This is a genomic window from Streptomyces sp. NPDC047853 (assembly GCF_043204535.1).
GTDB lineage: Bacteria > Actinomycetota > Actinomycetes > Streptomycetales > Streptomycetaceae > Streptomyces.
The window spans coordinates 1-13,649 of the sequence record NZ_JBIDCI010000012.1; the positions used below are offsets into that span (position 1 = coordinate 1).

The 13,649-nt window shown below is 74.8% G+C and carries 13 protein-coding genes; 4 read left to right on the forward strand and 9 right to left on the reverse strand.

The features are described 5' to 3' along the window. Positions 1-80: 80 nt before the first annotated feature. From ACGF5T_RS22340 to ACGF5T_RS22360, 5 genes are all read right to left on the reverse strand, one after another. Entirely contained in the window at positions 81-605 is a 525-nt protein-coding gene (locus ACGF5T_RS22340) for a methylated-DNA--[protein]-cysteine S-methyltransferase (RefSeq protein ID WP_366767773.1), read from the reverse strand. Further along, positions 602-2,128, reverse strand: a complete 1,527-nt coding sequence (locus ACGF5T_RS22345) for a bifunctional transcriptional activator/DNA repair enzyme AdaA (RefSeq protein ID WP_392888935.1) — start codon at positions 2,126-2,128, stop codon at positions 602-604. The genes ACGF5T_RS22340 and ACGF5T_RS22345 overlap by 4 nt, the downstream gene beginning before the upstream one ends. Positions 2,129-2,152: 24 nt before the next feature. Further along, positions 2,153-3,253: a ribosome small subunit-dependent GTPase A gene (gene rsgA / locus ACGF5T_RS22350; RefSeq protein WP_366767771.1), complete on the reverse strand. Its 1,101-nt coding sequence runs from the start codon at positions 3,251-3,253 to the stop codon at positions 2,153-2,155. Between the two features lie 254 nt (positions 3,254-3,507). Next, a complete protein-coding gene (locus ACGF5T_RS22355; RefSeq protein ID WP_366767770.1) occupies positions 3,508-5,022 on the reverse strand; it encodes a cellulose binding domain-containing protein in 1,515 nt (504 codons plus the stop codon). Positions 5,023-5,205: 183 nt separating this feature from the next. Continuing rightward, positions 5,206-6,531, reverse strand: a complete 1,326-nt coding sequence (locus ACGF5T_RS22360) for a radical SAM protein (protein ID WP_356607351.1) — start codon at positions 6,529-6,531, stop codon at positions 5,206-5,208. 105 nt (positions 6,532-6,636) lie between these two features. Here ACGF5T_RS22360 and ACGF5T_RS22365 point away from each other — a divergent pair, with 105 nt between their 5' ends. Together ACGF5T_RS22365 and ACGF5T_RS22370 are read left to right on the forward strand one after the other, a co-directional pair. Next, positions 6,637-7,893, forward strand: a complete 1,257-nt coding sequence (locus ACGF5T_RS22365; protein WP_366767769.1) for a D-arabinono-1,4-lactone oxidase — start codon at positions 6,637-6,639, stop codon at positions 7,891-7,893. A 117-nt stretch (positions 7,894-8,010) separates the two neighbouring features. Further along, the gene (locus tag ACGF5T_RS22370; protein WP_366767768.1) at positions 8,011-8,676 is read left to right on the forward strand and encodes a 1,4-alpha-glucan branching protein; all 666 of its coding nucleotides are present in this window, start codon (positions 8,011-8,013) and stop codon (positions 8,674-8,676) included. 10 nt (positions 8,677-8,686) lie between these two features. Here ACGF5T_RS22370 and ACGF5T_RS22375 read toward each other — a convergent pair whose 3' ends face one another. Together ACGF5T_RS22375 and ACGF5T_RS22380 are read right to left on the reverse strand one after the other, a co-directional pair. Beyond that, the gene (locus ACGF5T_RS22375) at positions 8,687-9,211 is read right to left on the reverse strand and encodes a hypothetical protein (protein WP_356607357.1); all 525 of its coding nucleotides are present in this window, start codon (positions 9,209-9,211) and stop codon (positions 8,687-8,689) included. Beyond that, positions 9,208-10,920, reverse strand: a complete 1,713-nt coding sequence (locus ACGF5T_RS22380; RefSeq protein WP_366767767.1) for a PHP domain-containing protein — start codon at positions 10,918-10,920, stop codon at positions 9,208-9,210. The genes ACGF5T_RS22375 and ACGF5T_RS22380 overlap by 4 nt, the downstream gene beginning before the upstream one ends. A gap of 149 nt (positions 10,921-11,069) precedes the next feature. Here ACGF5T_RS22380 and ACGF5T_RS22385 point away from each other — a divergent pair, with 149 nt between their 5' ends. After that, positions 11,070-11,654, forward strand: coding sequence for a TetR-like C-terminal domain-containing protein (locus ACGF5T_RS22385; protein ID WP_361009458.1), 585 nt, complete (start codon positions 11,070-11,072; stop codon positions 11,652-11,654). Here the strand turns inward: ACGF5T_RS22385 and ACGF5T_RS22390 are convergent. Both ACGF5T_RS22390 and ACGF5T_RS22395 read right to left on the reverse strand, forming a co-directional pair. Beyond that, positions 11,647-12,411 (reverse strand): isocitrate lyase/phosphoenolpyruvate mutase family protein, encoded by a 765-nt coding sequence (locus tag ACGF5T_RS22390; protein ID WP_366767766.1) that lies wholly within the window; start codon positions 12,409-12,411, stop codon positions 11,647-11,649. The genes ACGF5T_RS22385 and ACGF5T_RS22390 overlap by 8 nt on opposite strands. Beyond that, entirely contained in the window at positions 12,408-12,899 is a 492-nt protein-coding gene (locus ACGF5T_RS22395; protein ID WP_356607365.1) for a hypothetical protein, read from the reverse strand. Before ACGF5T_RS22395 ends, ACGF5T_RS22390 begins: the two co-directional genes overlap by 4 nt. A 149-nt stretch (positions 12,900-13,048) precedes the next feature. Between ACGF5T_RS22395 and ACGF5T_RS22400 the strand changes: the two genes are divergently transcribed. Then, positions 13,049-13,585 (forward strand): hypothetical protein, encoded by a 537-nt coding sequence (locus ACGF5T_RS22400; protein ID WP_356607367.1) that lies wholly within the window; start codon positions 13,049-13,051, stop codon positions 13,583-13,585. Positions 13,586-13,649 lie beyond the last annotated feature (64 nt).

Below are 13,649 nucleotides of genomic sequence, written 5' to 3' on the forward strand. Positions count from 1 at the left end.
GCAGTGGCTGCACACCTACAATCACCACCGCGGACACACCGCGCTGAAAGGCCAACCACCCGCCAGCCGCGTCCCCAACCTCACGGGTCAGTACAGCTAGCCGGCCGGATGCCCTCCAGGGTGAGCAGCCGCGTCTTGCGTTCGAGGCCGCCCGCGTATCCGGTGAGAGAGCCGTCGGCGCCGATCACGCGATGGCAGGGGCGCAGGATCAGCAGCGGGTTGGCACCGATCGCGCCGCCCACCGCGCGGACCGCGGGGCGGGAGGCGCCGATCCGCGCGGCGATCTCGCCGTACGTCGTGGTCGCGCCGTAGGGCACGTCGTCCAGGGCGGCCCACACGCGTTCCCGGAAGGCGGTGCCCTCGGCGCGCAGCGGCAGCCGGAACTCCCGCAGCTCTCCGGCGAAGTAGGCGGCGAGCTGCTCCCGGGCCGCCCGGAAGGGCCCGGCGTCCTGCCGCCAGCCGTCCTGGACGCTCCGGCCGCCCTTCTGCCCGGGCACGGACAGGGAGCTGAGCGCCCCGTCCGGGCCCGCGGTGAGGAGCAGCGGGCCGACGGGGCTGTCGACCTCGCTCCAGTAGGTCATGGCGGTGCCGGTCGTGGTGGTCATCGGTGCTGCTCCCACTCTCCTGCTGCGCGCAGGTGGTTCACGGCGTACGAGCGCCAGGGGCGCCAGGTGTCGGGCACGGCGGTGCCGGGCGGGGCCACGTCGGGGTCGCCGAGGGCGCGGGTGCGGACGACGGCGGCGGTGCGGGCGTCCATGCCGGGCACGGCGAGCAGCGCGCGTTCGGCGTCGTCCCGGTCGGCGCCGGGGTCCAGGCGCAGGGCGCCGTCGGCGAGCGCCGCGGCGAGCGCGCCCAGGGGGCCGCCCGGCTCGGCGCCGGCGAGGACGGCCGGTTCGGGGAAGAGGTGGGTCAGGGCGCCGCACGGCGCGTCCAGCGTCTTGCCGTACCGCTGCACCAGGCGCTCGGCTTCCGCCCGTCCCGCCACCGTCCGGACGGCGAGTTCGCCGGGGTCGGCGGTGCCGGGTGAGCGCAGTCCGGGGCGGGCGGCGACGAGGGGCGCGAGCCGGGGGTCGGCGCCGAGCCGCTCGTCCACGGCGTACGGATCGGCGTCCAGGTCGAACAGCCGGCGCAGCCGCTGCACGGAGGTGGTCAGGTCGCGGAGGTCGGTGAGGTGGAGTCGGGCGTCCAGCCAGCCGCCGGTGCCGGAGCGCGGTCCGCCGGGCCGCTCGTCGACGGCGACGATCCCGGTGCCGTACGGCAGGCGCAGGGTGCGCCGGTAGACGCGGCGGCCGGGCGGGCCGCTCACCTCTTCGACGCCGGCCACCGCCTCGTGCTGGAGCAGGTCGAAGACGGGGCCGTGCTGGTAGGGGCCGCGGTGGGCGAGCCGCAGGGGGATGCCGGCCGAGGGGGTGGCGCCGCGGCGGGCGGGCCGGTCACGGGCCGGGGCGGCGGCGCGCAGCGCGCTCGGGGTGGCCGCGTACACGGCCCTGATCGTGTCGTTGAACTGCCGCACGCTGGCGAAGCCGGCGGCGAAGGCGATCTCGGTCACCGGCAGGCCGGTGGTCTGCAGCAGGACGCGCGCGGTGTGCGCCCGCTGGGCGCGGGCCAGGGCCACGGGCCCGGCGCCCAGCTCGGCGGTGAGCTGCCGCTGCACCTGGCGGGCGCTGTAGCCGAGCCGGCCGGCGAGTCCGGCGACGCCCTCGCGGTCGACGACGCCGTCGCCGATCAGCCGCATGGCCCGGCCGACGACGTCGGCGCGGACGTTCCAGTCCGCCGAGCCCGGCACGGCGTCCGGGCGGCACCGCCGGCAGGCCCGGAAGCCCGAGCCCTGGGCGGCGGCGGCCGTCGCGAAGAACCGCACGTTGCGCCGCTTCGGGGTGACCGCCGGGCAGCTGGGCCGGCAGTAGATGCCGGTGGTCTCCACCGCGAAGAAGAAGGCGCCGTCGAACCGGGCGTCCCGGCTGCGGACCGCCTCGTACCTGCTGTCCTCGTACGCGCTGTCCTCGTACGCGCCGTCCCCGTTACCGCTGTTCTCGCGCCGCGCGGGCTCCGCGCGCTCCTTCACGTTCTGCGTCACGCTGTCCAGTCTCCGCCAGACCGGCGGACCGGGCTGGCGGAAATCGGACATCGCGTCGCAGGAGGGGTGGCGCCGCTACCGCACGCGGCCCCGCTTGGCCTCCATCGCCGCCTTGCCCATGGCGCCCCGGCGCTTCCACTCCTTGCGGATCTCGGCGCGCAGGCGGGCATCGGTCTTGGCGACGATGCGCTGGTTCTCCCGCATGAGCTTGCGGTAGCTCTCCAGCCGGCGTTCGGGCAGCTCGCCGCTGTCGAGGGCGGCGAGGACGGCGCAGCCCGGCTCGCTCTCGTGGGCGCAGTCGTGGAACCGGCAGTCGCGGCCCAGTTCCTCGATCTCGGCGAACACCTGCCCGACGCCGGTGCTCGCGTCCCAGAGCCCGACGCCCCGCAGCCCGGGGGTGTCGATGAGCACTCCCCCGCCGGGCATGGCGAGGAGGTTGCGGGTGGTGGTGGTGTGCCGGCCCTTGCCGTCGACGTCCCGGATGGCCTGCACGTCCATGACGTCCTCGCCGAGCAGCGCGTTGGCGAGGGTGGACTTGCCGGCACCGGACTGCCCGAGCAGCACGGCCGTGCCCCCGGAGACCACGGCGGCGAGGACGTCGAGCCCCTCCCCGTGCTCGGCGCTGACGGACAGCACCGTCACGCCGGGCGCGGCGGTCTCCACGTCCTGGACCAGGTGGGCCAGGGTCACCGGGTCGGGAACGAGGTCGGCCTTGGTGAGCACGACCAGGGGCTGCGCCCCGGACTCCCAGGCGAGGGCGAGGAACCGCTCGATGCGGGCGAGGTCGAGTTCGACCGCGAGGGACACGGCGACGATGGCGTGGTCGACGTTGGCCGCGAGGATCTGTCCCTCGGACCGCTTGGAGGAGGTGGAGCGTACGAAGGCCGTACGGCGCGGCAGGTACGTCCGTACGTAGCGCGGGGTGCCGTCGGGTTCGACGGCGACCCAGTCGCCGGTGCAGACGACGCGCAGGGGGTCGTGCGGGGTGACGAACGCGGTGTCGGCCCGCAGGGTCCCGTCGCTGGTGACGACGTCGCACTGACCGCGGTCGACCCGGACGACGCGGCCGGGCAGCAGCCCTTCGGCGGCGTACGGGGCGAAGGCGTCGGCCCAGTCCTCGTCCCAGCCGTAGGGGGTCAGGGTGGAGTGAGCGGTGAACGGGGTGGTGGAAGACAAGGGGTTGCCCTTCGGGGGGGCGGCCCCGGCGCGGGGACTCAGGAGGCCCGGAGGCGGCCGGCGGCCACGGAGGTGGACGTGATGGGTTGCTGGATGCGGGCAGCGCCCGTCGCAATGACAGCCATCGGTCGACACCTCCTCACTCGTACGTTCCTCACCGCGCGGCGATCGCCGCGTGACGTGCCGCCACAGTAGCCCGTCCCCACCACGGCCCGTCAACGCGTTTTCCGGCCGGGACGGCGGGCGTCGGGCGCTCACCCGCTCTCGCACTCCCGGCCGTTCAGCGTGAAGCCGTCCGGCGGGGCGTTCCTGCCGCGCCAGGAGGCGATGAAGCCGAAGGCGAGGCGGCCGCCCGCGGGGACGGAGGCGTTGTGGTCGGCGGCCGTCGCGGTGGCCCGGGCGCCGGTCTGGGCGTACCCGGCGTCCCACATCTGGCCGATCCGCTGGCCGTCGGGGAAGGTCCACGCGACCTGCCAGGAGTCGAGGGCGCGGGTGGTGGTGACGCTCACGGTGGCCTGGAAGCCGTCGGGCCACTGGTTGACGAGGTCGTAGCGGACACGGCAGGCGGCGGGGGCGGGCGTGCCGGGGTCCGGGGCCGGGGCGCGGTCGGGGCCTGTCGGTTCCCCGGCGCTCGCGGTGGGTGCCGTGGGTGTGGCGGTGCCCTGGGGTGCCGGGTCGGGGTCCTTCTTCCGCGGGGTCCGGTCCACGACCGGTGCGGTGGCACCGGTGGAGGCCCGCGCCCCTTCCGGTGTCGGCCGGCTGTCCGCCCGCGGCGGCGCGGGCTGCGGGATGACGACCGGGCGGCGGTCCGCGGTGCCGGTGGGCGCCGCGGCGTCGTCGGCGGTGCCGCGGGAGGTGACCAGGGTGACGGTGAGCGCCAGCAGGGACACCAGGCCGGCGGTGGCGAGGAGGCCGCCGCGGACGAGCCGGGTCCGGTGGTCGCCGTCGGGTGCCCCGTCGGCGCGGTCGTCGTCGGCCTGGCTCCCGGCGGCGCGTCGCGCCCGGGCGTCGCGGCGGCGGCGTTCCAGGTGCGCGAGCCCGCCCCAGCCGAGCACTCCGGCGGCGAGGGCCGCGGGCAGCCGGTCGTCGTGCGGGCTCAGACAGGCGGCGGCCTCGGCGCAGTCGGGGCAGTCGGCGAGGTGCCGGGAGAGGTCGTCGGGGACGTCGGCGGCGGGCGACCTGGTGACCGCGTCCAGGAGCCGGGCGTAGCCCCGGCAGGGCGGGGCCGGTGGCGCGTCGAGGTGGCCGCGTCGGCAGCGGTCCCGGAACAGCCGGCGCACCTGGGCGAGCTCCCCGGAGACCCTGGCGGGGTCGAGGCCGAGGCGGCGGGCCACCACCGGCGGCGGCAGGACCTCGACGTCGGCCAGCCACAGCAGCTCCGCGTCCGGTTCCTGCATGTCCTTGAGGCCGCGCAGCGCGAGCGGGCGACGCGGCGGCGGTCCCGTGTAGCGGGCGGACCGGGCGGAGCCCAGCCACTGCCGCAGTCCGGGGTCGAGTGCCTGCCCCCGGCCGCCGTCCTCCCAGGCGGCCGCCGTGGTGCGTACGGCGGTCAGGAGCAGCGCGGTGCGGGGCAGCCGGGACGGCGGGCGGGCGGTGGCCGGACCGGCGGCGCGGACCTCGCGCAGGCCGTGGGTGAACGCCTCGGCGGCCAGCCGGGCGGCCGCCTCCGGACCGGTCGTGCACAGGGCGGCGTAGGAGAGGACCGTGTCCCGGCACTCCGCGAGCAGCGCGGCCTCGGCGGCGTCCTTGAGGGTCGGCAGGTCGGGCATCGGACTCCTGCGTCCACGGGTGAGGCCAACTCGCCACACGGTCGGAGGAGTTGGGGCCGGGTCTCGCGGCAGCGCAGAGCTTCGCACGTCTTCCGCACGACTGACAAGCGGCCGGTCGGGACGAGGAGCGGGAGGGCGAAGACCGGCGGGCGCGGTGTGCCGCCCGCCGGTCCGCACGCCGGCTCACACCTCGACGGGCGCGTCCTCGGGCAGGCTGTCCATGAAGGAGCTGACGGAGAAGACCGCGTTGCCGGCGCCGGGCGGGCCGTAGCCGGGGGGCGAGGAGAGGCCGAACTCGTCCATCGTCTGCCGGTAGGCCTGGAGGAGCCGGATGTGGTACTCCAGCGGCGCGCCCTGCGGGTTGGCCTTGCCGAGCGGGGTGGTGGGCTCGGGGCACCAGGTGGTGAAGCGGGGCGTGATGCCCCGGGACATGAAGAAGCGCAGGCCCTCGGTGGTGGAGGCGATGGCCTCGTCGACGGTCTTGAAGCCGAAGGGCTCGGCCATCTCGACGCCCGCCACGAAGTTCGGGATCACGTTGCGCGCGCCGAAGACCTCGGTGGAGTCCAGGATGCGCTTGTGCCACTCGTCGCGGCCGACGTAGCGCTCCTTGCCGGGGCAGTACATCTTGAACAGGTACTCGTCCCACACCTCGTAGTTGGGGTGGTAGATCTGGACGCCGTAGTCCTTGAAGCGCTGCACGTCGTCCTTGGGCAGGGCCTGCGCGACGACCTTGCCGATCCAGCGGCCGGGGAAGTGCTCCTCGATGGCCTTGGCGTAGCGCCCGTAGAAGTCCGCCTCGTCCAGACCCTGGACCTTCGACGTGATCGCGCCGCCGGTGAGGGTGTAGGCGGTGGAGGTCTTCGCCGTGTCGTACCTGTTGATGATGTCCAGCGCTTCGAGGACCTCGTCGACGTCCTTCACACCGGTGTACGGGCGGCCCGCCGCCTTGTGCTGGCGCCAGTTGTGGTTGATGTCGCAGTACTGGCACTCCTCCTTGGCGCCGAAGTACTGGCAGACCCGGAAGGCGGTCAGGTAGATCAGGTAGCCCCACTGGATGGTGGGAGCCACCTCCATGACCGACTTCCCGTTGGCGAGCTTGTGTCGGTAGTACTCCGGCATGGGCGGCACGCCGACGTCGGAGATCCGCTTGCCGTCGAGGTACAGGCCGAGCTGGTTGTGCTCGTCGGCCGCGACGCGGTACGGCGAGGACGGGTTCACGCGGACCGAGACGACGGTGCGGCGCAGGTCGTAGGGGCCGCCGGTGAGGATGATCTCCTCGGGCGGGCGGCGCAGCGCGGCCTCGCCCAGCTCGGGCAGGGTGCCGTGGTCGAAGGAGAAGATGAAGTACGACTTCGGCTTGACCTCGCCGTCCTCGTTGTCACTCAGCGCGGAGGGGTCGAAGGCCACCCCGCCGCGGAGCAGGTCCTCCTTGAAGACGGCTTCCCGCGGTACGTGCGGAAAGCGCTCCATAAGATCCTCGACCAGCGCGGTGCGGCTGCCGCTGCCCATCCGTGTCTCCTCCCGGCTCAGGCGTTCGACTTCTCACGGTATGCCCCCGCCGGTGCGGCTTCCCGCCCGGGGCCCCCTCAGGCGCGCCGGGTAGGTTTCCGCGGTATGAGCGACATCACCGTGACCAACTGGGCCGGCAACATCACCTTCACGGCCGGGGAGCTGTCGCGGCCGCGTTCGACGGCCGCGCTGCGGTCCCTGGTCGCGGACGGCGCACGGGTCCGGGTGCTGGGCAGCGGGCACTCCTTCAACGAGATCGCCGAGCCGGGCGCCGGGGGCGTCCTGCTGTCGCTGGCCGATCTGCCGGCCGAGGTGGACGTCGACACGGCGGCCCGTACGGTCCGGGTGGGCGGCGGCGTCCGCTACGCGGAGCTGGCGCGACGGGTGCACGAGCGGGGGCTGGCGCTGCCGAACATGGCCTCGCTGCCACACATCTCGGTCGCCGGTTCGGTGGCCACCGGCACCCACGGCTCCGGAGTGGGCAACGGCTCGCTGGCGTCGGCGGTGCGTGCGGTGGAGCTGGTCACGGCGGACGGGTCGACGGTGACCGTCGCGCGGGGCGACGAGCGGTTCGGCGGCGCGGTGACCTCGCTCGGCGCGCTCGGCGTGGTGACCTCGCTCACCCTGGATCTGGAGGCGGCCTACGACGTCGAGCAGCACGTCTTCACCGAACTGCCGCTCGACGGGCTGGACGCGGCATCCTTCGACGCGGTGATGTCGGCGGCGTACAGCGTGAGCCTGTTCACCGACTGGCGGGCGCCGGGCTTCCGGCAGGTGTGGCTGAAGCGGCGCACGGACCAGCCGCTGCCGGCGTTCCCGTACGCCGCTCCGGCGGCCGAGAAGATGCATCCGGTGCCGGGCATGCCGGCGGTCAACTGCACCGAGCAGTTCGGTGTGCCGGGACCCTGGCACGAACGGCTGCCGCACTTCCGCGCCGCGTTCACGCCCAGCAGCGGCGCCGAGCTGCAGTCCGAGTACCTGATGCCCCGCGAGCACGCCGTGGAGGCCCTGCGCGCGATCGACGCGATACGGGCGACGGTCGCGCCGGTGCTCCAGACCTGCGAGGTGCGCACGGTCGCCGCCGACGCACAGTGGCTGAGCCCGGCCCACGGGCGGGACACCGTGGCGGTGCACTTCACCTGGGTGGACGACACGGCGGCGGTACTGCCGGTGGTGCGGCGACTGGAGGAGGCGCTGGCCCCGTTCGCGGCCCGGCCGCACTGGGGGAAGGTGTTCACCACGCCGGCGCACGAGCTGCGCGCCCGCTATCCGCGGCTGGACGACTTCCGGGCGCTGGCCGCGGCCCTGGACCCGGCGGGCAAGTTCACCAACGCGTTCGTGCGCGGGGTGCTGGGCGGCTGAGCGACTCCCGCCCGCGCCGGCCCGGCGGATGGCAAGGTGTGATCACCACCTCCGGTCTGCGATCACCACCTACGGTCTGTGATCATCACCTACGGTCGACGAAAGGGGACTGTCGGCATGGCCGTCATCCACCGCACCTCGCTCAGTCCGACCAAGCTGGAACTGCTCGCCGCCTGGCTGCCGTCCCGGCCGTGGTACTCCGGCGCGGGTGAACCGGAGCTGGCCAGGGCCGGCGGCTTCCGGCTGGACGACCCGCAGGGCGAGGTCGGGATCGAGTTCCTCGTGGTCACCGACGTCTCCGGCCCCCGCCCGTCCAGCTACCTGGTGCCGCTCACCTATCGCGGCGCCCCCCTCGACGGGGCCGAGGACGCCCTCGTCGGCACCATGGAGCACGGGGTGCTGGGGCGGCGCTGGGCCTACGACGGCTGCCACGACCCGGTGCTGGCCGCGCAGTTGCCGGCGCTGATCGAGGGCCGGGTGTCGGCTCAGGACCAGGACACCAGCAACGTCCCCGACCGGGAGGTCACCCGCTCCTGGACCGGTGCCGGCCTTGCCCCCACGGACTTCGGCACTCCCCCCACCGACGACGCGTCGGGCACCGAGCTGCACGCGCCGGACGGCTCGGTCCTGCGCCTGCACCGGGTGCTGCGCGCCACCGCGGACGGCGCGCCCGGCCCGGCGCCGGGGACGGCGGGCCACGTCGCCGGCTCCTGGACCCTGCCGGACGGGAGCAGGGCGCGGGGGCTCTTCGCCGACCTGCGCACCGGCACCCGTTCCCGGTAGTCCCCGGACCTCAGTGGTCCGCGCAGCACGGCGTCGGGTCCGGGTCCTCGAAGGGCACCAGGGTGCCGCCCGCGGCGGGCATGGCGGCCAGGACGAGGCGTCCGTCCCGCCACTGCGGGCGGACGTGCTCCCGGGTGACCAGCCGCGTGTCCGGGGACGGCGCGTCCGGTGTACCCAGCACGGTCACCTCGTCGATCGCGGTGCGCGCGAGCAGCTCGGCGAGCGTCAGGGTGCCGGTGAGTCCGGCCGCCCCCGGGAAGAGGACGGCGCGGCCGACCGCGTCCGGGGCGCCGTCCAGTACGTCGTACCCCTGGGTGGTGAGCCGGTCCTGGGCGGCGCGCAGGACCGGCTCCGCATCGGCGGCCAGGGACAGGACGACCCGCGGGCGGCCGTCCCGGACCAGGTGTGTGCAGCCGAAGACGTCCTCGGGGAGGGCGAGTTCCGCCGCGAGCGCCTGGAGGAGGTGGTCGGCCTCGCGGAGCGTCGTCGCGTGGGTGTCGATGCCGATGGCGTACGGCGGCCGGGGCGGTGTCACGAGGGCAGGACCCACACCGGGTTGGAGTAGAACCACAGGTCGCGCCACGGGTCGGCGTCGCCGACGACGTCGATGGCGGGGCCCGCCGGGTCGACCTTCGCGCCCAGTGCGCCGACGGCGGACCGGTTGCCGTCGGAACCGCGGGTGCGCAGGTAGACGGGGCGGTCGACGCGGCCGAGGTCGTAGGTGAGCCGGACGGTCCCGGAGTCCTTGTTCACCTCGTAGGACGTGACGACCCGGGCGGTCGGTGTGGTGAAGGTGTCCTGGTCGGCGACCGGGCCGGTGACGTCGCCCTGGATGACGTCGACGCGGGCCAGTCGGGGCGTGAATCCGGCCCAGTTGGGGCCGCCGGCCAGGGCCACGTCGATCGACAGGGTGACCCGGGTGCCCTTGCGGACGTGCAGGGCGCCGCCGAGCGTGGCCCACCGGCTGCCGCCCGAGACGCGGACGTCGAGGCCGCTGACGAGCTGCCCGTGGTCGACCCAGACGCGGCCGGCGCGGATGCCGTCCATGACGGCGGCGTAGGAGAAGCCGTCGGAGCCGACGTGGGTGCGGCTGTACTGGCCGGGCCAGAAGTCGCCCTGGCCGATGTCGATCTTCCCGGCGTAGACGGGGTCGTCGTACCGGCCGTTGGCGTTGAAGTCGCCGCCGCCGCGGGCGGCGGTGTCGGCGTACACCTGGTGGGAGTCGGAGTTGGCGGTGATCCACCAGGGGCGGCCCTCGGCGAGGAGGCTGTCCCACAGGCCGCCGACGGTGGCGGTCATCCAGTCGAAGCCGCCCCAGGTGCGGTAGCTCTCCAGCGGGTAGCCGGGGAAGGAGTTGACGCCGGGGCTGCCGTCGTAGATGCCGCGGGCCCCGCCCGCGCCGAGCGGCTTCGGCAGGCCGGCGGCCTGGTGGCCGGGGGCGCCCTCGAAGCCGACGGCGATCTGGTGGTGCGCGGAGGTGGCGTCGCGCCAGGCGCGGATCTCGTGCGGGGAGTCGATGCCCTTGCGCGCCGGGTGGTTGGCGAGCATCAGGGCGTCCTTGACCTTGCGCCGCTTCACCTGGTCGGCGAGGAAGGAGAGGCCGGCGACGGCGAGGGCCTCGTTGGCGGGCGTGGAGTCGCCGGCGCCCTTGACGCTGCCGTCGTAGTCGGTCTCGAACTGCTTGAGGACGGACACCTCGCCCCGGCCGGGGTGGACGAAGACCGTGCCGTGCTCGGCGGCCGGGATGTTCCACTCCAGGCCCTGGAAGACGAGGGTGTCCTCGTGGGCGGCCCTGGCCGCGCGGATGTCCGGGTTGACCTTCTCGACGCCGATCCTGGCGTGCGTGGTGCTGCCGTGGTCGGTGATGACCAGCCAGTCCATGCCGTTGCGGGCGCCCTGGCGGACCTGGTCGACGACGCGGTACTTGCCGTCGCTGCTGTACTGCGTGTGGATGTGGTGGTCCCCGGCGAGCCAGAGGAAGCCCTTCCCGGAGCGTCCGTTGCCCGCGGCCCGTGCGGGGGCGGCGTGCGCGGTCCGGGTCAGGACGGTGCCGGCGGTGAGTCCGGCGCCGAGCAGGCCGGCGCGGCGCAGCAGGCCCCGGCGCGACTGCTGCGCGGGGCTCAGGGCCTCGTCGGGGACGCTGGTGTCGAAGGCTGCGGGCAGGGCCGGCGCGGCCTCGTCGCCGTGGTCGTGCGGGTGCGCGTGCCCGTGGTGGTGATGGCCGTGTCCGTGTCCGTGCCCCATGAAGTCCTCCTGGATACCGCCGCGGTGCGCGGCTGTGAGGAGGATCGAGGCAGAAGGTGAACGTTGAACGACTCCCGGGTGAGCCCCGCCTGCCGCCCGGCCTGCCCTAGCATGAAACCTAGGAACCCTAGGAAACCGGAAGGTGGCCCATGCCCCGAGCGGGTCTGACGACCGACCGTGTCGTCGCGGCCGCCGCCGACCTCGCCGACCGGGACGGGTTCGAGAACGTCACCGTCTCCGCGCTCGCCCGGCACTTCGGCGTCAAGGACGCGAGCCTGTACACGCACGTCAGGAACCTCCAGGACCTGCGCGTCCGGGTGGCGCTGCTGGCCGGCGGCGAGCTGATCGAGGAGATCGCGGCGGCGGTGGCCGGCCGGGCCGGCCGGGAGGCCCTCGCCGCCTTCGCGGGCGCCTACCGCTCGTACGCCCTGGGCCACCCCGGCCGCTACGCCGCGACCCAGATCCGCGTCGACCAGGACCTCGTCGCCGACTCCCCCGCCCTGCGCCGCACCGCCGAGATCACCTACGGGATGCTCCGCGCCTACGGCCTCACCGAACCCGACCTCACGGACGCCGTACGCCTGCTGCGCAGCACCTTCCACGGTTACTGCGCCCTGGAGGCGGCCGGCGGCTTCGGCGCCCCGCGCGACGTGCGGGCCTCCTGGGACAAGGCGGTCGACGCCCTGCACATGGCCCTGGTCCACTGGCCGCGCGAGGAGCCCGGCGTCACCTGATGAGGGCCCGTACCTCGTCGTACGTCGGTGCCGCGCCGCCCGGGACCCGGCCCGCGGCGATGTCAAGCGCCGTCTCCAGGGCCGCGCCCAGCGCCCGCCGGTACAGCAGCGAGCCGAGGCTGACCCGGCGCACCCCGAGGTCGGTGAGGTGCGGAAGGGAGGGGCCGGTGGGCGAGTGGAGGACGTTGAGCGGTACGTCGAGGTGGGCGACGAGGTCCGCGATCCGGCCCGGGTCGGTCAGGCCGGGGACGAAGACGCCGTGGGCGCCTGCCTCGCGGTAGGCCTCCAGGCGCCGCGCCGTCTCCCGGGCACGGCCGTCGTCCTCGCCGGCCCGCAGCCAGTAGGTGTCGGTGCGGGCGTTGACGAACAGGCCGGGGGCCGCCGACCGGACCGCGGCGATCTTCGCGGCGTGCCGGTCGGCGGGGCCCGCTGCGTCCTCAAGGTTGATGCCGACGGCCCCGACCGCCGCCAGCTCCCGCGCGAACTCCCCCACCTCGTTGGGGTCGTCGCCGTAGCCGTCCTCCGCGTCCACGGACAGCAGGAAGGGCTCCGACCCCAGGGTCAGGGCCAACCGCAGCGTCTCGTCGCGGGTCGCCGAGGCCCCGTCGGGCAGCCCGGCCGCCGCGGCGACGCCGAGGCTGGTGGTGCCGACGGCCCCGAATCCCCGCCCGGCGAGCGCGACCGCGGAGGCGTGGTCCCAGGCGCACGGCAGGAGCAGGGGGTCACCGGCGCGGTGCAGGGCGGCGAAGGCGGTCACGAGAGGTCCCCGACCGCGTCGGCGTAGTAGACGGACTCCGCGAGGTGCGCGGCGAGTTCGCGGAAGCTCCAGCCCTCGCCGGGCGAGTGGTCGAGCTGCTCGGGGGTGAGCGCGTCGAGGCGGTCGGCCCAGATGCGGGCGAGCCGGGTGAGGCGGCTGCGGGCCTCGTCGAGGTCCTCCCGCGTGAAGGGGGCGCGGTCCGCCTCCGTGGTGATCAGGGAGGCGTGCCAGTGGTCGGGCTGCGTCTCCTCACCGGCCGACCGGGCCACCAGTTCGGCGAGATGGTCGACCATGTGGTCGGCGACGCGCCGGATCGCCTTGTGCGGGGTGTAGACGCGGCCGTCGACCTGGGTGGGGCGCCCGTCCCAGCCGGTCCAGGTGGCGGCGAGCGCGAGGACGTGGTCGACCATGCCGGTGACGGTGTCGGCGGGCGTGGGCGTGGGGGCGGTTGTGGCGGGCGTGCGGGGGGCGGTGTGCGTGTCGCTCATGTCCCCGACGCTAGGGGCCCGTCGCTTCGGTGCCGGCCGAAGTGTCCCCGCTCCGTCCGACGCCGACCGGAGTGTCCCCGCCCCTCGCGCGGGTACCCGCACACGCACGTGACGTCACCAAGAGGTGCTACGGACCTGGGGGGTTGGACATGGAGAGACCTGAGCGGGACGCCGACCGTCCGCGGCGGCTCCGGCGGGACAGCCTGTGGGTGATCGGCCTGGGGGCGCTGGCCGCGGGCCTCGTGGTCCGGCTGCTCTTCAACGGGGCCGGGGCCTGGCCGTCGGCCCTCGTCGGCGCCGCCGCGATGAGCGCCTGGGTCGTGTTCCTGGTCCGGCGCCGCCGCCGCGACGACGCGCGGGACACCGGTGCCGAGCCCGACGACGTACCCGCCATGGAGCGGCGGATCCTCAAGGGCGGTCCGCCTCCCGAGGATCCGCGACGCCGGCAGGCCATGGCGGCGCTGGTCGACTCCCGTCAACGACGGCTGCGGCGCCACCGCTGGTGGGCCTTCCCGCTCCTGTTCCTGATCTTCTTCGGCACGTCCGCCCTGTGGTTCGCCACCGGGTCGGTCACCGCCGGGAGTGGGATGCTCGTCCTGTCGGTCGTCACCGTGGGGTGGCTGGCCTGGTACAACGTCCGTTTCGACCGGCGCCTGACGCAGATGCGGCACCGGCTGCGGGCCTGACCTGCGGGGCGCGGGCGTGCCGGTCGGGACCGTTCAGCGGGTCGCCGGCGGCCCGACTAGCCTC

Excerpts from the sequence above, each read along its gene's own strand:
- ACGF5T_RS22380 (WP_366767767.1), bottom strand. The coding sequence starts at position 10,920 with ATGGGGCACGGACACGGACACGGCCATCACCACCACGGGCACGCGCAC.
- ACGF5T_RS22370 (WP_366767768.1), top strand. The coding sequence starts at position 8,011 with ATGGCCGTCATCCACCGCACCTCGCTCAGTCCGACCAAGCTGGAACTG.
- ACGF5T_RS22345 (WP_392888935.1), bottom strand. The coding sequence starts at position 2,128 with ATGTCCGATTTCCGCCAGCCCGGTCCGCCGGTCTGGCGGAGACTGGAC.
- ACGF5T_RS22340 (WP_366767773.1), bottom strand. The coding sequence starts at position 605 with ATGACCACCACGACCGGCACCGCCATGACCTACTGGAGCGAGGTCGAC.
- ACGF5T_RS22400 (WP_356607367.1), top strand. The coding sequence starts at position 13,049 with ATGGAGAGACCTGAGCGGGACGCCGACCGTCCGCGGCGGCTCCGGCGG.
- ACGF5T_RS22360 (WP_356607351.1), bottom strand. The coding sequence starts at position 6,531 with ATGGGCAGCGGCAGCCGCACCGCGCTGGTCGAGGATCTTATGGAGCGC.
- ACGF5T_RS22385 (WP_361009458.1), top strand. The coding sequence starts at position 11,070 with ATGCCCCGAGCGGGTCTGACGACCGACCGTGTCGTCGCGGCCGCCGCC.
- ACGF5T_RS22355 (WP_366767770.1), bottom strand. The coding sequence starts at position 5,022 with ATGCCCGACCTGCCGACCCTCAAGGACGCCGCCGAGGCCGCGCTGCTC.
- ACGF5T_RS22365 (WP_366767769.1), top strand. The coding sequence starts at position 6,637 with ATGAGCGACATCACCGTGACCAACTGGGCCGGCAACATCACCTTCACG.
- ACGF5T_RS22395 (WP_356607365.1), bottom strand. The coding sequence starts at position 12,899 with ATGAGCGACACGCACACCGCCCCCCGCACGCCCGCCACAACCGCCCCC.